The organism is Actinomadura meridiana, assembly GCF_039537545.1.
Classification (GTDB): Bacteria; Actinomycetota; Actinomycetes; order Streptosporangiales; family Streptosporangiaceae; genus Spirillospora; species Spirillospora meridiana.
Genome location: NZ_BAABAS010000005.1, coordinates 878,295 through 904,504 on the forward strand (window position 1 = coordinate 878,295; position 26,210 = coordinate 904,504).

The window sequence follows — 26,210 nt, forward strand, 5'->3', positions numbered from 1 at the left end:
CGTGCGTTAGCAGGGCTGTTATCCTGGTGGCCCGTGGACAAGTGAGATTCGTCCGCCTCGCAACGACCACGGGAGCGCCTTCTTGCCTTCGGCAGCCACCGGTAGATCACGGCCTACCAAGCATCTGTTCGTCACCGGCGGTGTCGCCTCCAGCCTCGGCAAGGGGCTGACGGCGTCCAGCCTGGGACGGCTTCTCACCCTCCGCGGCCTCCGCGTCACCATGCAGAAGCTCGACCCCTACCTGAACGTCGACCCCGGGACGATGAACCCGTTCCAGCACGGCGAGGTGTTCGTCACCGACGACGGCGCCGAGACCGACCTGGACATCGGACACTACGAACGGTTCCTCGACACCGAACTGCACGGGTCCGCGAACGTCACGACCGGTCAGGTGTACTCCAACGTGATCGCCAAGGAGCGGCGCGGGGAGTACCTCGGCGACACCGTCCAGGTGATCCCGCACATCACCAACGAGATCAAGGACCGGATCCGGGCCATGGCGGTCGACGCCGACGCCGAGGTGGACGTCGTCATCACCGAGGTCGGCGGGACGGTCGGCGACATCGAGTCCCTGCCGTTCCTGGAGTCGGTGCGGCAGATCCGGCACGAGATCGGCCGGGAGAACTGCTTCTTCCTGCACGTGTCGCTGCTGCCCTACATCGGGCCGTCCGGGGAGCTGAAGACCAAGCCGACGCAGCACTCGGTCGCCGCGCTGCGCTCCATCGGCATCCAGCCCGACGCGATCGTGTGCCGGTCCGACCGGCCGATCACCGACGGGCTCAAGCACAAGATCAGCCTGATGTGCGACGTCGACCGGGAGGCCGTGGTGTCCGCGGTCGACGCCGCGAGCATCTACGACATCCCGCGCGTGCTGCACTCCGAGGGCCTGGACGCCTACGTGGTGCGGCGGCTCGGCCTGCCGTTCCGCGACGTCGACTGGGGCGCCTGGGACGAACTGCTGCGCCGCGTCCACAAGCCCGCCCGCGAGGTCACGATCGCCCTGGTCGGCAAGTACATCGACCTGCCCGACGCCTACCTGTCGGTCACCGAGGCGCTGCGGCACGGCGGGTTCGGCAACGACGCCAAGGTGCACATCCGCTGGGTGAAGAGCGACGACTGCGAGACCCCCGAGGGCGCCGAGCGGGAGTTGGACGGCGTCGACGGCGTCCTCATCCCCGGCGGGTTCGGGGTCCGCGGCATCGAGGGGAAGATCGGCGCGGTGCGGCACGCCCGCGAGAACCGGGTGCCGCTGCTCGGCATCTGCCTCGGGTTGCAGTGCATGGTCATCGAGGCGGCGCGGACGCTCGGCGGCCTCGCGGGCGCGGGCAGCGCCGAGTTCGACGACACCACCGCCGACCCGGTGGTCGCGACGATGGCCGAGCAGCTCGACGTCGTCGCCGGGGAGCGCGACATGGGCGGCACGATGCGGCTCGGCCTGTACCCGGCCGACCTCGCGGACGGCTCGGTCGTCCAAGAGCTGTACGGGGAGCCGAAGGTGTCCGAGCGGCACCGGCACCGGTACGAGGTCAACAACGCCTACCGCGACCGGCTGGAGCGGGCCGGGCTCCGGTTCTCCGGCCTGTCGCCGGACGGGCGTCTCGTCGAGTACGCGGAACTGCCGCGCGAACAGCATCCCTTCTTCGTGGGGACGCAGGCGCACCCGGAGTTCCGGTCCCGCCCGACGCGCCCGCACCCGCTGTTCACGGGGCTGGTCTCCGCCGCGCTCGACTACGCGCAGGCCCGCGCCGGGGGCGCCGCCCCCGAGGCCGCCGAGAGCGGCGTCTCCGGGAACGTGACGGCGCCGTGACGCCCGACGACGTCCGCGACCTGCCCGAACGCTGGACGGTCGTGGCGGCGGCCCCGGTCTTCCAGGGCAAGGTGTTCGGCGTTCGCAGGGACCGGGTCGAGATGCCGCGCGGCGACGGCACCGAGATCGTCGACCGCGACGTGCTCGAACACCTCGGGTCCGTCGCCGTCCTCGCCCTGGACGACCGCGACCGGGTGCTGCTGCTGCGGCAGTACCGGCACCCGGTGGAGCGGCTGCTGTGGGAGATCCCCGCCGGGCTGCGGGACGTGGCCGGCGAGCCCCTCCCCAAGCTCGCCGAGCGGGAACTGCTGGAGGAGGCCGGGTACCGCGCCGACCGCTGGGACACCCTCCTCGACATGTTCACCTCGCCCGGCATGTCGAGCGAGCGCGTCCGGGTCTTCCTGGCCCGCGACCTCACCGAGGTGCCGGTGGAGCAGATCGACTTCGAGCGCGTCCATGAGGAGGCCGACATGCCGGTCGTGTGGGTGCCGTTGGACGAGGCCGTCCACAAGGTCCTGTCGGGTGAGGTGCACAACGGGCTCGCCTGCATGGGCGTCCTCGCGGCGTACGCGGCGCGCGCCTCCGGGTTCGTCGACCTGCGTCCGGCCGACGCGCCGGAGGGCTGAGCCCGGGGAAGCCCCCTCCGGGCGACCGGAGGGGGCATGATGGGCGGGTCCCCGGAGCCCACGGCCGGAAGAGGTGCCGCACTGTCCCCGACCCCCCGGAGCACCGCGACGTCCCCCGTCCTCGACTCCGACCCCGGTTCCGCGCTCGGCTCGACCGTGCGCACCTACCTGGGGCATCTGGCCGTCGAGCGGGGGCTGGCCGCCAACACGCTCAGCTCCTACCGCCGTGACCTGCGCCGGTACACGCAGGTCCAGGACGGACGGGGCCGCGCCGCGATCGGCGACATCACCGAGGACGACGTCCGCGCGTTCCTGGTGGCGCTCCGCGAGGGCGACGACGACCATCCGCCGCTGTCGGCGGGGTCGGCTGCGCGCGCTCTCGTCGCCGTCCGGGGCCTGCACCGGTTCGCGGTCCGCGAGGGCCTGTCGGCGCGCGACCCGGCGCACGAGGTGAAGCCGCCGACGCCGCCCCGCCGTCTCCCCAAGGCGATCTCGCTGGACCAGGTCGAGCGGCTCCTCGCCGCGGCGGCCGGACCGTCCGGCGAGTCCGGCGCCGCCCGCGCCCTGCGCGACCGGGCGCTGCTGGAGTTGCTGTACGGGTCGGGCGCCCGGATCTCCGAGGCCGTCGGTCTCGACGTCGACGATCTCGACGCGCGGGACGGGTTCGTCCGCGTCGCGGGCAAGGGCGGCAAGGGCCGGGTCGTGCCGATCGGTGACTACGCCCGCGAGGCCGTGGACGCCTACCTGGTGCGGGCCCGCCCCGAGCTGGCGGCGGCCGGGCGCGGCGGCCCCGCCCTGTTCCTGAACGCGCGCGGCGGGCGGCTGTCGCGGCAGGGCGCGTGGATGGTGCTGCGCGCCGCCGCCGACCGGGCGCACCTGTCGGAGGTGTCGCCGCACACGCTGCGGCATTCGTTCGCGACGCATCTGCTGGACGGGGGAGCGGACGTCCGCGTCGTCCAGGAGCTTCTGGGCCACGCCTCGGTGACCACGACGCAGGTGTACACGCTGGTGACGGTGCAGATGCTGCGGGAGGTTTATGCCACCTCACACCCTCGTGCCCGGACTTGACAAATCGCGACGATCGGCGCGCGTCGGCTTGAGGTGTGGCAGAGACGGCCCTAGAGTCCGCGTTCGGATGGCATTTCCGCGCCACCTGGAGGGATCTGGTGACCAGCACTGACGGTGCGGATGGAGTCCTGTCCTCCGCCACCATAGAGAGCGACCCTAGACGGGCCCTCGGGCCCACCCAGCGGCCGGTGCCGGTCTTTCCGGAGCCGGAACCGCTGGACGAGCACGGGCCCGCACGGATCGTGGCCGTCTGCAACCAGAAGGGCGGCGTCGGCAAGACCACCACGACGATCAACTTGGGCGCGGCGCTCGCCGAGGCAGGCCGCCGCATCCTGCTCGTCGACTTCGATCCGCAGGGCGCCCTGTCGGTCGGCCTCGGCAAGGGCGACCCGCGCCAGCTCGACGTCACGGTCCACAACATGCTGCTCGAACGCGACACCGAGTGGGAGGACGTCGTCATCGAAACCGGCGTCGACGGGATGGACCTGCTGCCGAGCAACATCGACCTGTCCGGCGCCGAGGTCCAGCTCGTCCACGAGGTCGGCCGCGAGTACATCTTGCAGGGCGCGCTGAAGTCGGCCGTCGCGGACTACGACTACATCCTCATCGACTGCCAGCCGTCGCTCGGCCTGCTCACCATCAACGCGCTGGCCGCCAGCGAGGGCGTGCTGATCCCGCTGGAGTGCGAGTACTTCGCGATGCGGGGCGTGGCGCTGCTGATGGAGACCATCGAGAAGGTGCAGGGCCGCATCAACCCGGACCTGGTGATCGACGGCGTCCTCGGCACCATGTACGACTCGCGGACCCTGCACACCCGCGAGGTCCTCGGACGCATCGTCGAGGCGTTCGGCGACAACGTGTTCCACACCGTCATCAACCGCACCGTCCGGTTCCCGGACGCGACCGTCGCGGGGGAGCCGATCACGTTCTTCGACCCGAACTCGATGGGCGCGAACGCCTACCGGTCCCTGGCCCGGGAGGTGCTGGCCCGGTGGGCCGAGTTGGCGTGAGCTCCCGTGGGCTGCCACCGGGCCGCCCCTGACGAACGGACGCATCGTGAGCCAGCCCCCGGGCTCCCCGTACGCGCCGCCGCCCACGGCCGTCCCGCCGCCCCCACCGGGACGGAACGGGAAACCGCTCGCCATCGCGGTGGCGGCGGCCGTCGCCGTGATCGCGCTGATTGTGGCGGTGGCGGTCGTCGCCCTCCTCGTGCTGCCGGACGACGACTCGTCCGAGCCGCTGTCGTCCGGCCCGGTCGACCTGCGTCAGCCGCTGACGTTCACGTTGGTCGCCCAGCAGTCGGCGCCGCCCTGCACGGGCGGTGCGCTGCCCGACCCCGCCAAGTCCGCCTGCTACGTGTTCGGGACGGACGCACTGACGGTGCGCCGCCTCGAACGGGTCGAGGCGATGCGGCCCGACCCGGCGCGGGGCCGCACCGCCTGGGGGGTGGCGCTGACGCTGACGTCCACCGACGCCACCGGCTTCGCGACCCTGACCGGGAAGGCCGCGGAGGCGTCCCGGGGCGGGCTTCCGGCCAAGACCATGGGCATGCTTGTCGGCGGCGCCCTGGTGTCGGAGCCCGCGCAGGTGGCCGAGGCCATCTCGGGCGGGCAGGTGGAGATCAACGGGCCGCCGACGACGTTCACCCAGTCGTACGTGGAGGGCATCGTCCGCCGCCTCATCGGCGAGTGACCACCCGGCCCGCTCCCACCCTCACCCCCGTGTTCGGTGCCGGGTCCGGCCTGGGCGCGAGCACGCGCCGCGCGTGGGACGATAGGACCGGTGAGCACAGTGCGGGAGACCGCCTCCGCTACCGTGAGCGACGTGGACGAGACGTCGCCGGAGCCCGGTCAGGAGGCAGAGCCCGGTCAGGAGGCCGGGGACGAGCAGGGCTTCCACGTCCACCTGGACAACTTCGACGGCCCGTTCGACCTGCTGCTCGGCCTGATCTCCAAACACAAGCTCGACATCACCGAGGTGTCCCTGCACAAGGTCACCGACGACTTCATCGCGCACATCCACGCGCACGGCAAGGACTGGGACCTCGACCAGGCCAGCCACTTCCTGCTGGTCGCCGCGACCCTCCTGGACCTCAAGGCCGCCCGGCTGCTGCCGTCCGGCGAGGTCGACGACGAGGACGACCTGGCCTTGCTGGACGCCCGCGACCTTCTGTTCGCGCGGCTCCTCCAGTACCGCGCCTACAAGGAGGTCGCGCGGGTGATCGCCGCGCGGATCGCCGACGCGAGCCGCCGGTTCCCGCGCCTGGTGCCGATGGAGCCGAAGTTCGCCAACGTCCTGCCGGAGGTGCTGCTCGGCCTCGGCCCCGACGAGTTCGCCCGGCTGGCCGCCAAGGCGCTCACGCCGAGGGAGCCGCCCGCGGTCTCCGTCGAGCACATGTACCAGCCGAAGGCCAGCGTCAAGGAACAGGCCGAGATCGTCGTGGAACGGCTGCGGCGGCTGCGCCGGACGACGTTCCGCGTCCTCGCGTCCGACGCGGAGGGCACCTACGAGGTCGTCGCCCGGTTCCTGGCCCTGCTGGAGTTGTACCGCGACAAGAACGTCACGTTCGAGCAGGACGAGCCGCTCGGCGAGCTGCACGTCGAGTGGGTCGGCACGGACGAGGGCGACGTGGAGGTCGGCGACGACTACGAGGGCGCCCCCGAAAAGCCAGGCGACAAGCCAGCCAACAGGGCCCCGGACGGAGCAGGGAAGGACCGGAAGGACGAGGGAGACGATGACTGAGGAACCCGGCGCGGACGCGCCGGACGCTCCGGACCTGCCGGGGCTGCGCGCCTCGATCGAGGCGATCCTGCTGGTGGTGGACGAGCCCGTCCCCGAGCTGACGCTCGCGCAGCTGCTGGAACGCCCACGCGGCGAGGTCGCGGAGACGCTGCGGGAGCTCGCCGCGGAATATACCGAGCAGGGCCGGGGGTTCGATCTCAGGGAGGTCGCCGGCGGCTGGCGGTTCTACACCCGCGACGTGTGCGCCCCGGTCGTCGAGCGGTTCGTCACCGACGGGCAGCAGGCGCGGCTCACCCAGGCCGCGCTGGAGACGCTCGCCGTCGTCGCCTACCGGCAGCCGGTGAGCCGGGCCCGGGTGTCGGCGATCCGCGGCGTCAACAGCGACGGGGTGATGCGCACGCTGACCCTGCGCGGCCTGATCGAGAACGCCGGGCAGGACCCCGAGTCGCAGGCGCACCTGTACCGCACCACCGGGTACTTCCTGGAACGGCTCGGGCTCCGTGACCTGGACGAGCTGCCCGAGCTGGCCCCCTACCTGCCCGACGACCTGCCAGAAGACATAGTTGAGGGAACGTGACCGAGAACGAGGGCGTGCGGCTGCAGAAGGTCCTGGCCGAGGCCGGGATCGGCAGCCGCCGCCACTGCGAGGAACTGATCGGCGAGGGCCGCGTCACCGTCGACGGGAAGAAGGTGTTCCGGTTCGGTGAGCGCGTCGACCCGCAGCGCGCCGTCATCCACGTCGACGGCAAGCGGGTCGAGACCCGTGCCGAGATGCGCTACTACGCGATCAACAAGCCGCGCGGGGTGGTGTCCACGATGTCGGACGAGCGGGGCCGCAAGTCCCTCGCCGACTACGTGGAGGTGCCCGAGCGGCTGTTCCATGTCGGCCGTCTCGACACCGACACCGAGGGCCTGATCCTGCTGACCAACGACGGGGAGCTGTCGCACCGGCTCACGCACCCGTCCTACGGGGTCAGCAAGACGTATCTGGCGGAGATCCACGGCCCGATCCCGCGCGACCTCGGCAAGCGGCTGCGGGCCGGGGTGACGCTGGACGACGGGCCCGCCAAGGCCGACAAGTTCCGGATCTTCGACCAGGTCGGCAGGCGCGTCCTGGTCGAGATCACCCTGCACGAGGGACGCAAGCACATCGTGCGGCGGCTGCTGAAGGAGGTCGGGTTCCCCGTCCAGCAGCTGGCGCGGATCGAGTTCGGGCCGATCAGGCTGGCGTCGCTGCATCCGGGCACGATGCGGGCGCTGACGGTGCACGAGATCGGCGAGCTGTACAAGGCCGTCGGGCTGTAGGACAGGACCACGAGAAGGGGGATCGGCTGTGGCGGTACGCGCGGTCCGGGGGGCGACGCAGATCGACGCCGACGACCGGGACCAGATCCTGGAGGCGACGACGGAGCTGGTCGCGGCGGTGATGGCCCGCAACGGGCTGACCACCGACGACGTGATCAGCGTGATCTTCACGGTGACGCCGGACCTGACGGCGGAGTTCCCGGCGCTCGCCGCCCGCAAGCTCGGCTTCCACGAGGTGCCGCTGCTGTGCGCGACGGAGATCGGCGTCCCGGGCGCCCTGCCCCACGTGATCAGGCTGATGGCCCACATCGAGACCGACGCCCCGCGCGCCGAGATCCAGCACGTGTACCTTCGGGGCGCTTCTGCGCTTCGGCTGGATATCGCGCAGTAGCGCCCGAACGGAGTGAGGCATGTGCCGGGTGCAGTAGCGCCCGAACGGAGTGAGGCATGTGCCGGGTGCAGTAGCGCCCGAACGGAGTGAGGCATGGGTAGGGCGCAGTAGGGTTTTGGCCGTGGATGAGGACGTGGAGCCGCGGCGCATCGTCGTCGTCGGGACGGGACTGATCGGCACGTCGATCGCCCTGGCCATGCGGGAGCGCGGCGCCGAGGTGCTGCTGACCGACCGGGACGCGGCGGCGCTGCGCCTGGCCGTGGAGTTGGGCGCCGGGACGGCGCTCCCCGACGGCGCGAGTACGGAGCCCGCCGACCTGGCCGTGCTGGCGGTGCCGCCCGCTGCGGTCGCGGTGACATTGCTGGACGCGCAGAAACGCCGTCTGGCCACCGCCTACACCGATGTGGCGAGCGTGAAGGCGCTGCCGCTGGCGCAGGCGACGCACCTCGGCTGCGATCTGTCGACGTACGTGGCGGGCCATCCCCTGGCGGGCAGCGAACGGTCGGGGCCGAGCGCGGCCCGCGCCGACCTGTTCCTGGGCCGCCCCTGGGCGCTGTGCGCGACCCCGGCGGCGTCGCCGGAGGCCGTGGCGGCCGTCCGGGCCCTGGCGACGGCGTGCGGCGCGATGCCCGTCGAGGTGGACGCCGACGAGCACGACCGGGCCGTCGCACTCGTCTCGCACGGTCCGCACGTGGTGTCGGCCGCCGTCGCGGCCCGGCTCACCGGCGCCGACGACGTGGCTCTCGGCCTGTCCGGACAGGGCGTGCGGGACGTCACCCGCATCGCGGCCAGTGACCCACGGCTGTGGATCGGCATTCTGTCGGCGAACTCCCAGCCCGTCGCGGACGTGCTGGAGGCCGTCGCGACCGACCTGGCGGTGGCCGCGTCGCTGCTGCGCGACGGCAGCGAGGAGGCCGCCACCCACGTCGCCGACCTGCTGCTGCGCGGGAACGCGGGCCGGTCCCGCATCCCCGGCAAGCATGGCGGCGACCAGCCTTCGTACGCGACCGTCCAGGTCGTGATCCCGGACCGTCCCGGCGAACTCGCGATGATCTTCCAGGCGGCGGGGGTCGCGGGCGTCAACATCGAGGAAGTGACGATCGAGCACTCCCCGGGCCGCCCGCTGGGCGTGCTGGAGCTGGCGGTGGAGCCGGAGGCGGCCGTGCTGCTCGCGGACGAGCTGCGCGCCCGCGGCTGGTCGGTGCCGTCTCCTTCCCCGTCTGTGCCGCCGTCCCAGGCTCCGGGCGGGCCGTGACGGTGCCGCGCGGCCGGTAGCCTGGTCCGACGAACTAGAGAGGGATCGATCGTGTCGCTCGTCATCGCCATGGACGGACCCTCCGGGTCGGGCAAGTCAAGCGCGTCCAAGGGCGTCGCCCGCGCGCTCGGGCTCCGCTACCTCGACACGGGCGCCATGTACCGCGCCATGACGTGGTGGATGCTGGAGAGCGGGGTGCCGGTCGAGGACGCGGCCGCCGTAGCGGCCCGCGCGGGGGAGCCCGTCATCGCGTCCGGCACCGACCCGGACGCGCCGACGATCACGGTGGACGGGACGGACGTGTCCGGCCCGATCCGCACCCGCGACGTCACCAACGCGGTGAGCGCCGTCAGCTCCGTCCCGGCGGTCCGCGCCCGGCTCGTCGAACTCCAGCGGGAGATCATCGGCGCCGGGGGGATCGTGGTGGAGGGCCGCGACATCGGCACGGTCGTCGTGCCGGACGCGCCGGTCAAGGTGTACCTGACCGCCAGCGAGCAGGTCCGGGCGGCGCGCCGCGCGAAGGACCTGGCGGCCGACCCGGGCGCGACGGTGTCGGTCACCCAGGCCGAGCAGGCGCGGCGCGACCGGCTCGACTCGACCCGGAAGGCGTCGCCGCTGACGAGGGCGGGCGACGCGCACGAGATCGACTCGACGGAGCTGGGCCTCGCCGAGGTCATCGAGGCGGTCGTCCGCCTCGCCAAAGAGCATGAGTAGAACGGGCGGCCTGGCGGCCTCCCGTGGGGACATATGACTGTGAGCGATAACGAGATCGAGACCGTCGACGTCGGGTTCGACGTCGACGAGCAGGAGGGCCCGGCGCCGGTCGTGGCCGTGGTGGGGCGGCCGAACGTCGGCAAGTCCACCCTGGTCAACCGGATCCTGGGCCGCCGTGAGGCCGTCGTGGAGGACGTCCCGGGCGTGACCCGCGACCGGGTCGCCTACGACGCGGCGTGGAGCGGCCGCCGGTTCACCGTCGTCGACACCGGCGGCTGGCTGCCCGACTCGGCGGGCCTCGCCGCGGCGATCGCCGAGCAGGCCCGTCTCGCGGTGGACCTGGCCGACGTCGTGATGTTCGTGGTGGACGCCACCGTCGGCGCCACCGACGTCGACGAGGCCGTCGTGGAGATCCTGCGCCGGTCCGGCAAGCCGGTGGTGCTGGTCGCCAACAAGGTCGACAACGCCGCGACCGAGGCGGACGCGGCGGCGCTGTGGTCGCTCGGCATCGGCGAGCCGCACCCGGTGAGCGCGCTGCACGGCCGCGCCAGCGGCGACCTGCTCGACGCGGTCCTCGCGGCCCTGCCGGAGGAGGCGCCGCCGGAGACGTTCCTGGAGCTGGGCGGGCCGCGCCGGATCGCGCTGCTGGGCCGTCCGAACGTCGGCAAGTCGAGCCTGCTGAACCAGCTGGCGGGGGAGACCCGCGCGGTCGTGGACTCGGTGGCGGGCACCACCCGCGACCCCGTCGACGAGCTGATCGACCTCGGCGGCCGGACGTGGCGGTTCATCGACACGGCGGGGATCAGGCGGCGGCACCGCGAGAACCAGGGCGCCGACTTCTACGCCACGCTGCGGACCCGGTCGGCGCTGGAACGCGCCGAGGTCGCGGTCGTGCTGGTGGACGGGTCCGAGCAGCTCGCCGAGCAGGACCTGCGGATCATCTCCATGGTGGTCGAGTCGGGCCGGGCGCTGGTCATCGCCTACAACAAGTGGGACCTGCTGGACGAGGAGCGCCGCCACTACCTGGAACGGGAGATCGAGCGGCAGCTGCACCACGTCCGGTGGGCGCCGCGCGTGAACGTCTCCGCCAAGACCGGGCGGCACATGGACCGGTTCGTCCCGGCGATCGACACGGCCCTGGACGGCTGGGGGACCCGCGTCCCGACGTCCAAGCTCAACCAGTTCTTCGCCGACCTGGTCAGCTCGCACCCGCACCCGGTCCGCGGCGGCAAGCAGCCCCGCGTGCTGTTCGCGACGCAGGCGGGCGTGCGGCCGCCGCGGTTCGTGCTGTTCACCTCCGGGTTCCTTGAGGAGGGCTACCGCCGGTTCATCGAGCGGCGGCTCCGGGAGGAGTTCGGATTTCCCGGAGCGCCGCTCGACATCGCCATGAAGATCCGCGAGAAGCGGTCCAAGGGCGGCCGGAAGTAGCCGGACGGGTTACGGGTCGTCCCGCCGCTCGCCCGCGATGTGCCGGTCACCGGCGGCGCGGGCGTGCGCGGGCGGCCGGTTCTCCTGGGAGTACCGTCCGAAGACCAGCGGCTGTGTCTTGCCCGACCCGGTCTGTCCGGGTTCGTCGGACGCCGCCGCGCCCCGCCTCTCCCGGACGCCGATCACGGCGAACCGGCCGAGCGCGAGGCCCGCGAGGAACGCGATGACGACGCCGAGTCCGAGGAAGCCGGACAGGTTCTCGGCGACCCGCTGCCCTTCGTCGGAGCCGAGCGGGGAGCCGACCCCGTTGACGTCCCAGAGTGCGGCGACGGTCGTGCCGACGACGAACCAGGCGCCGCCGAGCGCGGCGAGCCAGCCGCCGAGCATGGCGAACGCGCGGTTGGCGGCGGCGAGCACGATCAGCCCGCCCAGCACCACGGCCACGGCGGGCGCGATGACGAGCTGGAGCCGGTCGGTGTCGTACACCCAGGTGTCGTCTGGACTGAAGCCGAACCCGAAGTAGGGCCCGACGAAGGGGAGCAGCCCGCCCCAAAGGCCGAGCAGCACCAGCAGCAGGCCGCTGAGGCCGCCTCGGGAGCGTGGTGCGCGCATGGTCCCAGTCATGATCATTCCTCCTGACCGGGCTTTGTTGTGTCTGGTGTCTGGTTTAAGACCACCCCTACCCTCCCAAACCCACTCCACACGGCAAGCCCCGCGGCATCGGTGCCCGGCTCGCATCTACGACACAACATGCAGATATCAACTAGCAGATACTGTCTCTGCATCGTTATTCGCCTCGCATTTGCGGACGGATAAGCTGTCGGGCGTGACGACGTTCAGGATCAGTGAGGCGGCCGCGCTGCTCGGGGTCAGCGCGGACACCGTCCGGCGCTGGGTGGACGGCGGGCGGCTCCCGGCGGCGCGCGACGAGCACGGACACCGCCGCGTGCCGGGCGCCGACCTCGCCTCGTTCGTCCGCGACCAGGCGCGGGGGACGGCGCCGTCCGAGCACGGCGAACGGTTCTCCTCGGCGCGCAACCGGATGCGGGGCATCGTGACCGACGTCGTCCGCGACGGCGTGATGGCGCAGGTCGAGATCCAGGCGGGCCCGTTCCGGGTCGTGTCGCTGATGAGCCGCGAGGCCGCCGACGACCTCGGGCTGAGGGTCGGCGTGGTCGCCGAGGCGGTCGTGAAGTCCACCACCGTCATCGTCGAACTGCCGGACCGTGACTGAACCTCCCGACAGAGCCTGAGCCCGAGACCGAGGAGAATCCGTGCGCACGTGGATCGCCGGGGCCGCCGCACTGTTCGCCCTGACCCTGCCCCTCTCGCTCACCGCCTGCGGCGACGTGGACGACGAGCCCGCCAAGGCGGGTGACGGCGGCGGGACGCTCACGGTGTTCGCCGCCGCGTCCCTCACCGAGACGTTCACCTCCCTCAGTAAGACGTTCGAGGCGTCCCATCCCGGCGTGAAGGTCAGGCTCAACTTCGGCGCCAGTTCGACCCTCGCGCAGCAGATCACGCAGGGCGCCCCGGCGGACGTGTTCGCGTCCGCGAGCCCCGCCACGATGAAGACGGTCACGGACGCCGGTGACGCCACCGGGACACCCCAGGTGTTCATCAGGAACCGCCTGGTCATCGCCGTCCCCAAGGACAACCCGGGCAAGGTCGGCAAGGTCGGCGACCTGTCCCGGCCGGGGCTCAAGGTCGTGCTGTGCGCTGTGCAGGTGCCGTGCGGGGCCGCGGCGACGAAGGCGCTCGGCGCGGCCGGGGTCGAGGTGAAGCCCGCGTCGCGGGAGAAGGACGTCAAGGCCGTCCTCACCAAGGTCGGCCTCGGGGAGGCGGACGCCGGGCTCGTCTACCGCACCGACGTCAGGGCGGCCGGGGCGAAGGTCACGGGCATCGAGTTCCCCGAGGCGGCGCGGGCCATCAACGACTACCCGATCGTCGAGGTGGCCAAGGCGCCGAAACCCGCGCTGGCGAAGGAGTTCATCGGGCTCGTGCTGGGCTCGCGGGGCAAGGCGGCGCTCAGCGGGGCGGGCTTCGAGGCTCCGTGAGGGGCTCCGTGAGGGGCTCGGGGACGCGCGCCGACGCGCCGGTCGGGCGGCCACCGTGGATCCTGCTGCTGCCCGCCCTCGCCGGGCTCGTGTTCCTGGTGCTGCCGCTCGCCGGGCTGCTCGTCCGGGCCCCGTGGTCGACGCTCGGCACCCGGCTCGCGCAGGGCGAGGTGCTCGACGCGCTGCGCCTGTCGCTGCTGACCGCGACGCTCGCCACCGGGCTGTGCGTGCTGTTCGGCGTGCCGTTGGCCTGGACGCTGGCGCGGGTCCCGTTCCCGGGCGTCGGAGTCGTCCGAGCCCTGGTGACGGTGCCGCTGGTGCTGCCGCCCGTGGTCGGCGGCGTCGCGTTGCTGCTGGTCCTCGGACGGCGCGGGCTGGTCGGTGAGTGGCTCGACTCCGCGTTCGGGATCACGCTGCCGTTCACCACCGCCGGGGTCGTGCTCGCCGAGGCGTTCGTGGCCATGCCGTTCCTGGTGATCAGCGTGGAGGGCGCGCTGCGCGCCGCCGACCTGCGCTACGAGGAGGCCGCCGCCACCCTCGGCGCGGGCCGCTGGACGATCTTCCGCCGGGTCACGCTGCCGCTGGTCGCCCCGGGCGTCGCGGCCGGTGCGGTGCTGTGCTGGGCGCGGGCGCTCGGCGAGTTCGGCGCGACGATCACGTTCGCGGGCAACTTCCCGGGCCGGACGCAGACGATGCCGCTGGCCGTCTACCTGGCGCTGGAGACCGATCCGCAGGCCGCGATCGTGCTCAGCGTCGTCCTGCTGGCGGTGTCGGTCGTCGTCCTCGCCGCGCTACGGGGCCGCTGGCTGGACACGACCTCATGAGCCGACCGGAAGCGGGGAAGGCGGGGCTGGACGCGCGGCTCGTGGTGCGGCGCGGCACGTTCGACCTCGATCTCGCGCTGACCGCCGCGCCCGGCGAGGTCGTCGCGCTGCTCGGGCCGAACGGGGCGGGCAAGAGCACCGCGCTGCGCGCTTTGGCCGGGCTCGTCCCGATGTCCGGCGGGCACCTCGTGCTGGACGGCGACGACCTGCGCCCGCTGCCGCCCGACCGCCGGGGCATCGGCATGGTCTTCCAGGACTACCTCCTGTTCCCGCACCTCAGCGCCCTGGAGAACGTCGCGTTCGGGCCGCGCTGCCAGGGCGCGAGCCGCCGCGCCGCCCGCCACCTGGCCGCCGACTGGCTGGACCGCGTGGGGCTCGCCGGGTTCGCGTCCGCCCGGCCCCGGGCGCTGTCGGGCGGACAGGCGCAGCGGGTCGCGCTCGCCCGCGCGCTGGCCGTCGACCCGGGGCTGCTCCTGCTGGACGAGCCGCTCGCCGCCCTCGACGTCCACACGCGGATGGAGATCAGGGCCGCGCTGCGCCGTCACCTCGCCGGGTTCGCGGGCGCGGCCGTGCTGGTCACCCACGACCCGCTGGACGCGATGGTGCTGGCCGACCGCATCGTCGTCGTCGAGGAGGGACGGCTCGTCCAGGAGGGGACGCCCGCCGAGGTCGCCCGCCGTCCCCGCACCGACTACGTCGCGCGCCTGGTCGGACTGAACCTGTACCGGGGACGCGCCGAGGCGGGCACGGTCACCATCGCGGACGGCGCGACGCTCGACACCGTCGACTCGCTGGACGGCGAGGTGTTCCTGGCGTTCGCGCCATCCTCGGTGGCGCTGTACCGGACCCGTCCCGACGGAAGCCCCCGCAATTTGTGGCGCGCCCGGATCGCGGCGGTCGAGCGGCACGGCGACAGGGTTCGGGTCCGCTTGTCCGGGCCGCCTTTCGACGCCGTCGCGGACGTGACACCGGCCGCCGTCGCCGAACTCGAACTGTCGGAGGGCAGCGCGGTCTGGGCGGCCGTGAAGGCCACCGAGACCCACGTTTACCCAGCTTGATCGACCGCCGCCCCGCGCTTGATCGACCGCGCGCCCCGCGCTTGATCGACTGTGCGCGCCGTGGTGGGCCGTCTGAGCGTTCGGTCGGTATCCCAGTGATATCAATCACAAAACCGGGCAGGAAGGCCCAAACGCGGACGGGATTGGTCCAGACCAAATGGCAAAAACGGCCGGTCTTGTTCATCATGCAAAGATCTGCGAACAGCTGAAGGAGTTGCCCGTGTCCAACCAGGTCCCCGGGGCCGACCAGGCCCCCACCGGCCACGCCGAACTGAGTGAGTGGGTACGCGGGATCGCCGAGCTGACCAAGCCGGACCGCGTCGAATGGTGCGACGGCTCGGACGCCGAATGGGAGCGGCTGACCGGGCTGCTCGTGGAGCAGGGCACGCTGACGCGACTCGACCCCGCGAAACGTCCGAACAGCTTCCACGCCGCGTCCGACCCCACCGACGTGGCGCGCGTCGAGGACCGCACGTTCATCTGCTCCGAGAAGGAGGAGGACGCCGGTCCGACCAACAACTGGATCGCTCCCGCCGAGATGAAGCAGACCCTCAACGGGCTCTTCGACGGCTGCATGAAGGGCCGCGTCATGTACGTGGTGCCGTTCTGCATGGGCCCGCTCGGCGGCGAGATCTCCCAGCTCGGCGTGGAGATCACCGACTCCGCCTACGTCGCGGTGTCCATGCGGGTCATGACGCGGATGGGGACCCCCGCACTCCGTCTGATCGAGGAGCGCGGATCGTTCGTCAAGGCCGTCCACTCGGTGGGCGCGCCGCTGGAGCCGGGCCAGGCCGACGTCTCGTGGCCCTGTAGCGACACCAAGTACATCACCCACTTCCCCGAGACCCGGGAGATCTGGTCGTACGGGTCCGGATACGGCGGCAACGCGCTCCTCGGCAAGAAGTGCTACGCGCTGCGCATCGCGTCCACGATGGCGCGCGACGAGGGCTGGATGGCCGAGCACATGCTCATCCTGAAGCTGACGCCGCCGGAGGGGGAGACCCGCTACGTCGCCGCCGCGTTCCCGTCGGCGTGCGGCAAGACCAACCTCGCCATGCTGGAGCCGACCGTCCCCGGGTGGACCGTCGAGACCATCGGCGACGACATCGCCTGGATGCGGTACGGCGACGACGGCCGCCTCTACGCGATCAACCCGGAGGCCGGGTTCTTCGGCGTCGCGCCCGGGACCGGCGCGAGCACAAACGCCAACGCCGTGAAGACGCTCTGGGGCAACAGCATCTTCACCAACGTCGCGCTCACCGACGACGGCGACGTGTGGTGGGAGGGCCTCACCGACGAGCCGCCCGCGCACCTGACCGACTGGCGCGGCAACGACTGGACGCCGGAGTCGCAGACCCCGGCCGCCCACCCGAACGCTCGCTTCACCACCCCGGCCGGGCAGTGCCCGATCATCGCGGACGAGTGGGAGGACCCGAAGGGCGTCCCGATCTCGGCGATCCTGTTCGGCGGGCGCCGCGCGTCGGCCGTCCCGCTCGTCACCGAGTCGTTCGACTGGCAGCACGGCGTGTTCCTCGGCGCGAACGTCGCGTCGGAGAAGACCGCCGCCGCCGAGGGCAGGGTCGGCGAGCTGCGCCGCGACCCGTTCGCCATGCTGCCGTTCTGCGGTTACAACATGGGCGACTACTTCGGCCACTGGCTCGACATCGGCAACGCGACCGACGCCGAGAAGCTGCCGCGGATCTACTACGTCAACTGGTTCCGCAAGAACGCCGACGGCAAGTTCGTCTGGCCGGGGTTCGGCGAGAACAGCCGCGTCCTGAAGTGGATCGTCGAGCGGCTCAACGGGCAGGCCGACGCCGTCAAGTCCCCGATCGGGCACCTGCCGACCCGGGAGGCGCTCGACACCGAGGGCCTGTCCATCGACGACGCCGACCTGGACATGCTGCTGTCGGTCGACACCGAGGTGTGGAAGCAGGAGGCCGCCCTCGTCCCCGAGCACTTCGAGAAGTTCGGTGACCACATGCCGCAGGCGCTGTGGGACGAGTACCACGACCTCGTCCGCCGCCTGGAGCACTGACCCATCCAGGGTTTCGCGCCCGTCCGCCGGTGGTTCCGGTGGGCGGGCGTCTCCCGGTGAACCTCGACCGTGGTTGAGCTCGCATAGGATTCGGTCATGACGCGGCTAGAGCACCGGTTGCACGAACTGACCGTCGGGCAGCTCGCCGAACGGAGCGGCGTGGCCGTCTCGGCGCTGCACTTCTACGAGGCCAAGGGCCTGATCAGCAGCCGCCGCACGGCGGGCAACCAGCGGCGCTTCAGCCGCGACACCCTCCGCCGCGTGTCGTTCATCAAGGTCTCGCAGCGCGTCGGCATCCCGCTCAGCGACATCCGCGACGCCCTCAGCACCCTCCCGGAGGGGCGCACCCCCACGGTGGACGACTGGGCGCACCTGTCGGAGACCTGGCGCGGCACCCTGGACGACCGGATCCGCCAGCTCGAACGGCTCCGCGACGACCTCACCGACTGCATCGGCTGCGGCTGCCTGTCGATCAACAAGTGCGCCCTCGCGAACCCCTTCGACCGGCTCGGCGACGAGGGGCCGGGGCCGCGCCGGCTTCTGGTCCGGCGCGGCGCGTCCCGCCCACGGGGGGACGCGCCCGAGGCACGCGACCTGCCGGACTCCTGCGCACCCGTCTGCCGCGCCGCATCCGGCTCTTGACCGGGGCGGGGCCTGACGGAAACGCGGGGCCTGGCTGTGGGGCCCTGACCGAGGCAGGGCCCTCACTGCGGCCCGGCCCTAGCGGCGGCGCGGGTCCCTTCCGTGCGGGTCGATGCGGCGCGGCATCGGCTCCCGTCCGGGCGGCTGCGTCACCGCCGGACGCGCCGGGATCGGCTCGATCGGCAACTCGATCGGCTCGTCCCCCAGCGTGAACTGCTCGCCGTGGTGCCACAGCTTGAGGCCGGGGCCGTCCAGCAGCTCGTAGTTCGCCGTCTCCGCCGTCACGTTGACCTTGATCAGGCTGCCCCGGTACCGCATCCGGAACGCCAGCCTGCTGATCCCGCCCGGCAGCCGCGGCGCGAACCGCAGCTCACCGCCGCCCGCCCGCATCCCGCCGAACCCGGCGACCAGACCGCTCCAGCCGCCCGCCATCGAGGCGATGTGCAGGCCGTCGCGGGTGTTGCGGTTCAGGTCGTGCAGGTCGAGCAGCGCGGTCTCGCCGAGGTAGTCGTGGGCCAGTTCCAGCTGCCCGACCTCCGCCGCCACGACCGCCTGCGTCTGCGCCGACAGCGAGGAGTCACGGACCGTCAGCCCCTCGTAGTAGGCGAAGTTGCGGACCTTCTCCTCCTCGGTGAACGTCTCCCCGCACAGATGCATCGCCAGCACCAGGTCGGCCTGCTTGATGACCTGCTTGCGGTACAGGTCGAAGTACGGGAAGTTCAGCAGCAGCGGGTAGTGGTCGGGTTTGGTGGCCGCGAAGTCCCAGCGGGCGTGGTTCGTGAACCCCTCGCTCTGCGGATGCACGCCGAGCCGGTCGTCGTAGGGAATCAGCATCGCCGCCGCCGCGTCCCGCCACGACGCGGCCTCCTCGGCGTCCACGCCCAGCCGGTCGGCCACGTCCGGATGGCGCATCGCCATCTCCGCGGCCTCCTGGAGATTACGGCGCGCCATGAGGTTGGTGTAGACGTTGTTGTCCACGACCGCGCTGTACTCGTCGGGGCCCGTGACACCGTCGATGCGGAACACGCCGCCCACGTCGTGGTGGCCGAGGCTGCGCCACAGCCGGGCGGTCTGCACCAGGATGTCCAGGCCGATCTCCCGCTCGAACTGCTCGTCGCGGGTGGCGTCCACATACCGGACGACCGCGTCGGCGATGTCGGCGTTGATGTGGAACGCGGCGGTGCCCGCGGGCCAGTAGCCCGAACACTCGTGGCCCCGGATCGTCCGCCACGGGAACGCGGCGCCGTCCAGGCCGAGCTGTGTGGCGCGCTCCACCGCGAGCGGCAGCGTCATGTGCCGCCACGCCAGCGCGTCCGCCGCCGCGCCCGGCGACGTGTACGTCAGGACCGGCATGACAAACGTCTCGGTGTCCCAGAAGGTGTGACCGTCGTACCCGGGGCCCGTCAGGCCCTTCGCCGGGATCATGCGACGTTCCGCGCGGGCGCCCGCCTGCATGACGTGGAACAGCCCGAACCGGACGGCCTGCTGGATCTCCGCGTCGCCCTCGACCTCGACGTCCGCGCCCTCCCAGAACTCGTCCAGGTACTGGCGCTGCTCGGCGAGCAGCCCGTCCCAGCCGGTCTGCCGCGCGCCCGCCAACGCCCCGACCACCTGGTCGTGCAGCGCCGGACGCGACCGGCGGCTCGACCACCCGTACGCTATGTACTTGACGATCCGCAACTTCTGCCCCGGCTCAAGCCGGGTCGCGACCGTCAGCCGCCCGACGTCCCGGGAGCTCTCGGTGTCGATCGCCATCGACTCCGGGCCCTCGATGTGGTGCGACATGCCCGCCGCCATCCGCAGCCCGCTGTGGCGCGTGCGGTGCAGCAGCAGGACCTTGGTGCCGTTGGCGACGTGCTCCTCGCTGACGAGCGGGCTCTCCAGGATCGCCGACGAGCGCGGGTCCTTGCCGCCGCCCGGCAGCGCCTCGTTGGCCACCAGCTCCGACTGCGCGACCACACGGACGGCGCCGTCCACCGGCTCGACCTCGTAGCAGACCGCCGCGACGGCCCGCTGCGTCAGCGACACGATCCGGACCGACGTCACCCTGATCGTCTTGTCGGCCGGGGACGTCCACTCGACCTGCCGGGTGAGCGTGCCCTCCCGCATGTCCAGGACCCGCTCGTGATGCAGGACGCGGCCGTACCGCACGTCCAGCGGCTCGTCGTCCACCAGCAGCCGGATCACCTTGCCGTTGGTGACGTTGATGACCGTCTGCCCCGACTCCGGGTAGCCGTAGGCCGCCTCGGCGTGCGGCAGCGGCCGCTGCTCGTAGAACGAGTTCAGATACGTGCCCGGCAACCCGTGCGGCTCGCCCTCGTCGAGGTTGCCGCGCATCCCCACATGCCCGTTGGACAGCGCGAACACCGACTCGGTCTGCGCCAGCCTGTCGAGCCGGAGCTCAGGCTCCCGCACGCACCAGGGTTCCACCGTGAACACGGGCCGGTCGGCCGCGTTCAACCCATCCGCCTCTGTCACTTGCCCTCCATCAGTTCGGACAGGTCGGACACCACGATGTCCGCGCCGTGCTCGGCGAGACCCTTGGCGTGCGCGTCGTCGACCCGGTTCACGCCCACAACGTAGGCGAACCCGCCGGCCCGCCCCGCCTGGACGCCCGCGAGCGCGTCCTCGAACACCACGGCCCGCTCCGCCGGGACGCCCAACTCACGCGCCCCTTCGAGGAACATGTCGGGCGCGGGCTTGCCGGGCAGGTGCCGCTCGGCCGCGACCACCCCGTCGACCCGCGCGTCGAACAGGTCGGTGATGCCGACCGTCCGCAGCACCTGGACGGTGTTGGCGCTGGACGACACCACGGCCGTCCGCAACCCCGCCTCCCGCGCCGCGCGAACATAGTCGATCGAGCCGTCGAACGTCTCGACGCCCCGCTCCTCGATGATCTTGAGGATGAGGGTGTTCTTCCGGTTGCCGAGCCCCCGGATCGTCTCCCGTTCCGGGGGATCGTCCGGGTCGCCCTCCGGCAGCTCGATGCCGCGCGACTCCAGGAACGACCGTGTCCCGTCCTCGCGCTTCTTGCCGTCGACGTACCGACCGTAGTCCTTCACCGCGTCGAACTCGACGAACGCCTCACCGGCAGGGTCTCCTGTGGGGGGACGACCCCCCACACCCCCCGGGACCGCCCGTGCCGCACGGTCCCGCAGAAACCCGTCGAACATCTCCTTCCAGGCGGCGGCGTGCACGGCCGCGGTCCTGGTCAGCACACCGTCGAGATCGAACAGACACGCCGCTGCCTCGTCCGGCAGTCCTAGCATCCGCACCCCCAGAAGAATGTCACCATTGAAGAGATCCTCGACGCGCGTCCCGCTCCATGCCCGCGTGCGGGCATGCCAAAGCCGACGCTCGAACGAGGGGATCGGGAATCCGCGTACAACCCCTTGATCAGGGTGGCATACGAGAAGGAGCGAGCCAATGGAAACGGCGCGTATCGGCGTCACGGGACTGGCGGTGATGGGCCGCAACCTGGCCCGCAACCTCGCCCGCCACGGACATTCCGTCGCCGTCCACAACCGCACCTCGGCGCGGACCAAGTCCTTGATGGACGAGTTCGGCGACGAGGGCACGTTCGTCCCGGCCGAGACGCCCGAGCAGTTCGTGGCGTCCCTCGAACGCCCCCGACGCCTGGTCATCATGGTGAAGGCGGGCGGCCCGACCGACGCCGTGATCGACGAGTTCGCCCCGCTGCTGGAGCCCGGCGACATGATCGTCGACGGCGGCAACGCCAACTTCGTCGACACCCGCCGCCGCGAGGCCGCGCTCCGCGAACGCGGCATCCACTTCGTCGGGACCGGCGTCTCCGGCGGCGAGGAGGGCGCGCTGCACGGCCCGAGCATCATGCCGGGCGGCTCACCCGAGTCCTATGAGGCACTGGGCCCGCTGTTGGAGGACATTTCCGCCAAAGTAGACGGAACGCCGTGTTGTACTCATGTCGGCCCTGATGGCGCCGGACATTTCGTGAAGATGGTGCACAACGGCATTGAATACGCCGATATGCAGCTGATCGCGGAGTCCTACGACCTGCTCAGGCACGCCGCCGGGCTGGCCCCCGCCGAGATCGCCGAGGTCTTCCGCACCTGGAACACCGGCCGCCTGGAGTCCTACCTGATCGAGATCACCGCCGAGGTCCTCGCGCACACCGACGCCGCCACCGGCAAGCCGTTCGTGGACGTCGTCCTCGACCAGGCCGAACAGAAGGGCACCGGCCGCTGGACCGTGCAAACGGCCCTCGACCTCGGCGTCCCCGTCGGCGGCATCGCCGAGGCGGTCTTCGCCCGCGCCGTCTCCGGCCACGCCGCCCTCCGCGAGGCCTCACAGCACCTTCCGGGCCCGTCCCGCACGGGTGCCGTCTCGTCGTCCGGCCTCCCCGACGCGGTGGAGAAGGCCCTCTACGCGTCCAAGATCGTCGCGTACGCGCAGGGCTTCCACGAGATCCAGGCGGGCAGCGCCGAATACGGCTGGAACATCGACCTCGGCGCCATGGCCACCATCTGGCGCGGCGGCTGCATCATCCGCGCCCGCTTCCTCGACCGCATCCGCGCCGCCTACGAGGCCGACCCGCAGACCCCGACCCTCCTCACCGACCCGCACTTCGCCGAGGCGGTCGGCGACGCCCAGGATGCCTGGCGCGACGTCGTCGCCATCGCCGCGAAGCTCGGCATTCCGGCCCCGGGCTTCTCCACCGCGCTCGCCTACTACGACTCACTGAGAGCACCACGCCTCCCGGCGGCCCTGACCCAGGGCCAACGCGACTTCTTCGGCGCCCACACCTACCGCCGAGTCGACCGCGACGGCACCTTCCACACCCTCTGGGGCGGCGACCGAACCGAAGTGACCTCCTGACCGAACCCCCAGCCCTCGTCCCGCGAGGGCTGGGGACCGGGCTCAGGCGGCCGTGCAGTTCTTGTTGGTGTCGCGGTTCACCTTGGCGCCGGTGAACTCCTCGATGATGGCGATGTTCGCCGCGGAGTAGTTCGACGCGGTGATCCGGTCGGCATCTGGGCTGCCAAGTTTGTCGGCGTACGGCGCGGACTTTTCGAGCCAGTAGGCCGTGCGCAGGAACTGCGTCAGAGCGAGTTCCCGCAGTTTCGGCTCGTTCTTGATCTGCGCCCAGTAGTCCGGGTGCTTGTCCTTGGCGACGCGCAGGTAGAGCAGCAGGTACCGCAGATTGGTGGCGGCGATGTCCCGCGCGTTGCTGGCCCCGATTCCCTTGATGTACTCCTGCACAACGGTGACGGCGGGGAGCCCCGTCAGCCCGGCGTTCTGCTCCGCGAGCACACCTTGCAGCTTGTACGCGCCCTGCTGGGAGTCACGCAGGTAGATGCCGTCCATGCTGTCGCTGTACTTGTCGGTGATCAGCGGCAGGATCTCCTTGCGCGCGAAGCCACCGTGCAGCGGCACGTTCGTGTCCTGCCGCGAGGCGTTGATCCAGGCGGCGGTGTGGTCGTCCCACTGGGTCCTGGACGCGTCCAGGTCCCACATATGGGTCTCCTCGTGGATCGCCACCATCATCGACTCGGCGAACGCCTCGAAGCTCCCGGTCTGCACGAACTGTTCCCAGTACTTGTCATTCGCCTGCGCTATGGCCAGCTTCTGCCCGCTGGGCCAGCGCCGCTTGTACATTTCCTGGAGAGTCGGCATCCAGTTCGACCGGGTGAAGCGAGATTTGAGATCGCTGATGTCGGCCCCCGGCGTCGACGGCTCGTCATAACAGACGGGCGCCCGCACGACGGGGCTGCTCGGCACGGGTGCGGCCGCGGCCAGGGGGCCGGGCACCAGTGCCAGGGCGACGGATGCGGTCAGCAGGGTCAGGCGGCCGGTACGTTTCACGGGGGACCTCGCTCGGGCGGAGCCATGTCGGCATGACGCGACCTAATGTCTGATCTGCGGATGGTAATTCCCTTCGCCCTCCGACGCCTCCGTCGAACGCCGCCAGGACCGTTCGAATGACGTCGAAGCCACAGGTCGCCCTACGATCCGCGATTGCGGAAAACCTGGAAAACCCGATTTCAGCAACCCACTTTTCGACGGCGCCCGGCGGCTTGCCCTGTCCAGCGGGTCCTTGCCGGGCCCCTGTCCCCAACTGGCCGATGGGTGGTTCTGGCGGCCCGCTTGCGAGCGTCGCGTAGGGCCGGGATGAGCGTTCGGGACGCCGCGGAGCGGTTGCGGTGGCTGGCGATGGACGTGCCGGACGTTGATGAGAGCGTCGCGGAGGCTCTGCGGAGGGCGCCCGCGAACATAGGCTTGTGTGGTGCGGGTTCCGAGAGAAGACGAGATCCGGGTGTTGCACGAGCGGTATGCGCCAAGCCCAGAGGTGTTCGACGTCGTCTGGAAACACTGCGCGATCGTGTGCGAGATCGCCGAGCGGATCATGGACGGTGCGGGGCTCGACCTTGACCGGGATCTTGTCCGGGCCGGGTGCCTGCTGCACGACATCGGCGTCTACGAACTCTACGACGCAACCGGACAACTCGACCACACGAGTTACATCCTCCACGGTGTACTGGGGCACGAGATCCTTCGCCATGAGGGCCTACCCGAAGTCATCCGCCGATTCTGTTCTCGCCATACGGGTGTGGGGCTGACACGGGACGACATCGAGAGGCAGCGGCTTCCGCTGCCTCTCGATGATTATGTCGCCGAGTCGCTGGAAGAGTGGCTTGTGATGTACGCCGACAAGTTTCACAGCAAGACGAATCCGCCGGTGTTCGTCAGCGCGGAGTCCTACGCCGCCCACGTGCGGCGATTCGGCGAGGACAAGGTCACGATCTTCAAGTCAATGCGCGAGTACTTCGGGGAGCCCGAACTCGGGCCGATCGCGGACCGGCACGGCCACGCGCTGGTGTGACGCCAGGCCAATCGGAAACGGCGCGTGATCGGGACGGGTCGATTGCACGTTCGAACAATATGTCCTAGTGTAGTCGATCGGTTACGTCATTGAGTCGGGGTTGCTCAAAGTGGACACGGGAGGCTGGGTGCGTTCGTTCGCTCCGCCGTTCGTGGCGGCCGGGCCGTCGGGGGTGACGGTGCGCGACCGATTGAAAGGCCTCTCGCTGGAAGATGATCGGGTGCTGCGGTTGGTTGGCGCGCAGTTGGGGTCGCTGGCCAGCCGTGATCTGAAGATCCGGTGTACCGATGCGCTGGATCACGATGCGGATCGTTGGGCGGCCCGTAAGCGTGAGTTGACGGCGGAGTCGTCGGCGCGGTGGGCCGGGTCGATCACCAAAGCCAGCCATGATCAGTGGGTGCTGTCTCGACGTTGTCAACTCGCGCACATCCGTTCCCTTGAAGCCGGTGTGCGGATTCTGAAGCAGCGCCTGTCGTTACCCATCGGGGGAAAGGGCACCAAACGGGCACCCGGTGGGTACAGATCCCGGCGCGAGTGGTTCTGTAAATCTCGGCGTCTGTCGATCCTGGAACACCGCCTGGCCGTGGCACGTACCGAGTGTGAAGCGGGTGTAGTCCACGTCGTGCGTGGTGGGCGACGGATGCTCAACAGCCGCAACAACCTCCAAGCCGCCGAACTCACCCCAGAGCGATGGCGGCAGCGCTGGGAGGCATCGCGCTGGTTCCTGGCCGCTGACGGTGAATCGGGGAAACTTTTCGGGAACGAAACATCCGCGTCACGCTGGACGGCGACGTCTCGATCAGATTGCCCGCGTCGCTGCGGCACCTGGCCAACACCAAGCATGACCGGTACGTTCTGACCTGCAGGGTGCGATTCCAGCACCGGGGTGCTCAGTGGCGAGACCGCGTTTCGGTGAACCGGGCGGTGGCCTACCGCATCCACCTGGATGTTGAGCGAAACCGCTGGTACTTGACCGCATCGTGGACCTGCCCCACGCTGAAGACAATCCCGCTGGAAGCCGCACGTACCAAGGGTGTTGTTGGTGTGGACACCAACGCTGATCATTTCGCCGCTTACCGGCTCGACGGTCACGGCAATCCTGTCGGCGACCCGCGCCAATTCTTCTTTGACCTTTCCGGGGGCACCACCCACCGGGACGCGCAGATACGGCATGCCATCACCCGACTGCTGCACTGGGTCAAGCGGTGCCAGGTTCAGGCCATCGGTATCGAGGATTTAGATTTCGCACAGGCTAAGACTCGCGAGAAGCACGGCGGTAGGAAGCGGTTTCGGCGGATCGTCTCCGGAATGCCTACTGGCAAGCTCAGGACCCAATGCCATTTAGTTAAGCCGCTGGGCTGAAGAGGTGGATTTCTGGTGGGTTTGGGTGCTGCAT

The 26,210-nt window shown here is 70.9% G+C and carries 26 protein-coding genes; 22 read left to right on the forward strand and 4 right to left on the reverse strand.

The window, feature by feature from the left end; genetic code table 11:
- Window positions 1-82 precede the first annotated feature (82 nt).
- The 12 genes from pyrG to der all read left to right on the forward strand — a co-directional run bounded on the left by pyrG (window position 83) and on the right by der (window position 11,336).
- A complete protein-coding gene (gene pyrG, locus ABD808_RS13335; protein WP_344895258.1) occupies window positions 83-1,807 on the forward strand; it encodes a CTP synthase in 1,725 nt (574 codons plus the stop codon).
- Window positions 1,804-2,433: an NUDIX domain-containing protein gene (locus tag ABD808_RS13340; RefSeq protein ID WP_344895261.1), complete on the forward strand. Its 630-nt coding sequence runs from the start codon at window positions 1,804-1,806 to the stop codon at window positions 2,431-2,433. The genes pyrG and ABD808_RS13340 overlap by 4 nt, the downstream gene beginning before the upstream one ends.
- 36 nt (window positions 2,434-2,469) lie before the next feature.
- Window positions 2,470-3,501, forward strand: a complete 1,032-nt coding sequence (xerD, locus tag ABD808_RS13345) for a site-specific tyrosine recombinase XerD (RefSeq protein WP_344895264.1) — start codon at window positions 2,470-2,472, stop codon at window positions 3,499-3,501.
- 143 nt (window positions 3,502-3,644) lie between these two features.
- Entirely contained in the window at window positions 3,645-4,511 is an 867-nt protein-coding gene (locus ABD808_RS13350; RefSeq protein WP_344895416.1) for a ParA family protein, read from the forward strand.
- A 46-nt stretch (window positions 4,512-4,557) separates the two neighbouring features.
- Window positions 4,558-5,193 (forward strand): hypothetical protein, encoded by a 636-nt coding sequence (locus tag ABD808_RS13355; protein WP_344895267.1) that lies wholly within the window; start codon window positions 4,558-4,560, stop codon window positions 5,191-5,193.
- A 132-nt stretch (window positions 5,194-5,325) separates the two neighbouring features.
- A complete protein-coding gene (locus ABD808_RS13360; protein ID WP_344895419.1) occupies window positions 5,326-6,243 on the forward strand; it encodes a segregation and condensation protein A in 918 nt (305 codons plus the stop codon).
- Complete coding sequence (scpB, locus tag ABD808_RS13365) at window positions 6,236-6,820, forward strand: SMC-Scp complex subunit ScpB (protein ID WP_344895270.1); 585 nt, start codon at window positions 6,236-6,238, stop codon at window positions 6,818-6,820. Before ABD808_RS13360 ends, scpB begins: the two co-directional genes overlap by 8 nt.
- Entirely contained in the window at window positions 6,817-7,548 is a 732-nt protein-coding gene (locus ABD808_RS13370) for a pseudouridine synthase (protein WP_344895274.1), read from the forward strand. Before scpB ends, ABD808_RS13370 begins: the two co-directional genes overlap by 4 nt.
- Window positions 7,549-7,576: 28 nt before the next feature.
- A complete protein-coding gene (gene aroH / locus ABD808_RS13375; protein ID WP_344895277.1) occupies window positions 7,577-7,939 on the forward strand; it encodes a chorismate mutase in 363 nt (120 codons plus the stop codon).
- 115 nt (window positions 7,940-8,054) lie between these two features.
- Entirely contained in the window at window positions 8,055-9,194 is a 1,140-nt protein-coding gene (locus tag ABD808_RS13380) for a prephenate dehydrogenase (protein ID WP_425548917.1), read from the forward strand.
- A 51-nt stretch (window positions 9,195-9,245) separates the two neighbouring features.
- Entirely contained in the window at window positions 9,246-9,908 is a 663-nt protein-coding gene (cmk, locus tag ABD808_RS13385; RefSeq protein ID WP_344895283.1) for a (d)CMP kinase, read from the forward strand.
- Window positions 9,909-9,941: 33 nt separating this feature from the next.
- The gene (der, locus tag ABD808_RS13390) at window positions 9,942-11,336 is read left to right on the forward strand and encodes a ribosome biogenesis GTPase Der (protein WP_425548918.1); all 1,395 of its coding nucleotides are present in this window, start codon (window positions 9,942-9,944) and stop codon (window positions 11,334-11,336) included.
- A gap of 9 nt (window positions 11,337-11,345) precedes the next feature.
- Here the strand turns inward: der and ABD808_RS13395 are convergent, their stop codons facing one another.
- Window positions 11,346-11,960: a hypothetical protein gene (locus tag ABD808_RS13395; RefSeq protein WP_344895288.1), complete on the reverse strand. Its 615-nt coding sequence runs from the start codon at window positions 11,958-11,960 to the stop codon at window positions 11,346-11,348.
- 202 nt (window positions 11,961-12,162) lie between these two features.
- Between ABD808_RS13395 and ABD808_RS13400 the strand changes: the two genes are divergently transcribed.
- From ABD808_RS13400 to soxR, 6 genes are all read left to right on the forward strand, one after another.
- Window positions 12,163-12,570 carry a TOBE domain-containing protein gene (locus ABD808_RS13400; protein WP_344895291.1) on the forward strand — a complete coding sequence of 136 codons (408 nt, stop codon included), beginning with the start codon at window positions 12,163-12,165 and terminating at the stop codon, window positions 12,568-12,570.
- Between the two features lie 40 nt (window positions 12,571-12,610).
- Window positions 12,611-13,393: a molybdate ABC transporter substrate-binding protein gene (gene modA, locus ABD808_RS13405; RefSeq protein WP_344895294.1), complete on the forward strand. Its 783-nt coding sequence runs from the start codon at window positions 12,611-12,613 to the stop codon at window positions 13,391-13,393.
- Between the two features lie 8 nt (window positions 13,394-13,401).
- On the forward strand, window positions 13,402-14,217 hold the full coding sequence (locus ABD808_RS13410) for an ABC transporter permease (protein WP_344895296.1): 816 nt from the start codon (window positions 13,402-13,404) through the stop codon (window positions 14,215-14,217).
- Complete coding sequence (locus tag ABD808_RS13415) at window positions 14,214-15,275, forward strand: ABC transporter ATP-binding protein (protein WP_344895299.1); 1,062 nt, start codon at window positions 14,214-14,216, stop codon at window positions 15,273-15,275. The genes ABD808_RS13410 and ABD808_RS13415 overlap by 4 nt, the downstream gene beginning before the upstream one ends.
- 220 nt (window positions 15,276-15,495) lie before the next feature.
- Window positions 15,496-17,313: a phosphoenolpyruvate carboxykinase (GTP) gene (locus ABD808_RS13420; protein WP_344895302.1), complete on the forward strand. Its 1,818-nt coding sequence runs from the start codon at window positions 15,496-15,498 to the stop codon at window positions 17,311-17,313.
- Between the two features lie 96 nt (window positions 17,314-17,409).
- Window positions 17,410-17,955: a redox-sensitive transcriptional activator SoxR gene (soxR, locus tag ABD808_RS13425; protein WP_344895305.1), complete on the forward strand. Its 546-nt coding sequence runs from the start codon at window positions 17,410-17,412 to the stop codon at window positions 17,953-17,955.
- A gap of 78 nt (window positions 17,956-18,033) precedes the next feature.
- Here soxR and ABD808_RS13430 read toward each other — a convergent pair whose 3' ends face one another.
- Both ABD808_RS13430 and ABD808_RS13435 read right to left on the reverse strand, forming a co-directional pair.
- Window positions 18,034-20,433 (reverse strand): glycoside hydrolase family 65 protein, encoded by a 2,400-nt coding sequence (locus ABD808_RS13430; protein WP_344895308.1) that lies wholly within the window; start codon window positions 20,431-20,433, stop codon window positions 18,034-18,036.
- Window positions 20,430-21,224, reverse strand: a complete 795-nt coding sequence (locus ABD808_RS13435) for an HAD family hydrolase (protein WP_344895422.1) — start codon at window positions 21,222-21,224, stop codon at window positions 20,430-20,432. The genes ABD808_RS13430 and ABD808_RS13435 overlap by 4 nt, the downstream gene beginning before the upstream one ends.
- A gap of 157 nt (window positions 21,225-21,381) precedes the next feature.
- Between ABD808_RS13435 and gndA the strand changes: the two genes are divergently transcribed.
- Window positions 21,382-22,809 (forward strand): NADP-dependent phosphogluconate dehydrogenase, encoded by a 1,428-nt coding sequence (gndA, locus tag ABD808_RS13440; RefSeq protein WP_344895311.1) that lies wholly within the window; start codon window positions 21,382-21,384, stop codon window positions 22,807-22,809.
- 42 nt (window positions 22,810-22,851) lie between these two features.
- Here gndA and ABD808_RS13445 read toward each other — a convergent pair whose 3' ends face one another.
- Window positions 22,852-23,796: a hypothetical protein gene (locus ABD808_RS13445; protein ID WP_344895314.1), complete on the reverse strand. Its 945-nt coding sequence runs from the start codon at window positions 23,794-23,796 to the stop codon at window positions 22,852-22,854.
- A 421-nt stretch (window positions 23,797-24,217) separates the two neighbouring features.
- Here ABD808_RS13445 and ABD808_RS13450 point away from each other — a divergent pair, with 421 nt between their 5' ends.
- The 3 genes from ABD808_RS13450 (at window position 24,218) to ABD808_RS13460 (ending at window position 26,176) form a co-directional block, all read left to right on the forward strand.
- A complete protein-coding gene (locus ABD808_RS13450) occupies window positions 24,218-24,814 on the forward strand; it encodes an HD domain-containing protein (RefSeq protein ID WP_344895317.1) in 597 nt (198 codons plus the stop codon).
- Window positions 24,815-24,941: 127 nt separating this feature from the next.
- Window positions 24,942-25,673: a hypothetical protein gene (locus ABD808_RS13455; protein WP_344895320.1), complete on the forward strand. Its 732-nt coding sequence runs from the start codon at window positions 24,942-24,944 to the stop codon at window positions 25,671-25,673.
- A gap of 65 nt (window positions 25,674-25,738) precedes the next feature.
- Window positions 25,739-26,176, forward strand: coding sequence for a hypothetical protein (locus tag ABD808_RS13460; RefSeq protein ID WP_344895323.1), 438 nt, complete (start codon window positions 25,739-25,741; stop codon window positions 26,174-26,176).
- Window positions 26,177-26,210 lie beyond the last annotated feature (34 nt).

Coding starts and splice junctions, on each gene's coding strand:
- ABD808_RS13395 (WP_344895288.1), bottom strand. CDS start 11,960: ATGACTGGGACCATGCGCGCACCACGCTCCCGAGGCGGCCTCAGCGGC.
- ABD808_RS13415 (WP_344895299.1), top strand. CDS start 14,214: ATGAGCCGACCGGAAGCGGGGAAGGCGGGGCTGGACGCGCGGCTCGTG.
- ABD808_RS13435 (WP_344895422.1), bottom strand. CDS start 21,224: ATGCTAGGACTGCCGGACGAGGCAGCGGCGTGTCTGTTCGATCTCGAC.
- scpB (WP_344895270.1), top strand. CDS start 6,236: ATGACTGAGGAACCCGGCGCGGACGCGCCGGACGCTCCGGACCTGCCG.
- der (WP_425548918.1), top strand. CDS start 9,942: ATGACTGTGAGCGATAACGAGATCGAGACCGTCGACGTCGGGTTCGAC.
- xerD (WP_344895264.1), top strand. CDS start 2,470: ATGATGGGCGGGTCCCCGGAGCCCACGGCCGGAAGAGGTGCCGCACTG.
- soxR (WP_344895305.1), top strand. CDS start 17,410: ATGACGCGGCTAGAGCACCGGTTGCACGAACTGACCGTCGGGCAGCTC.
- gndA (WP_344895311.1), top strand. CDS start 21,382: ATGGAAACGGCGCGTATCGGCGTCACGGGACTGGCGGTGATGGGCCGC.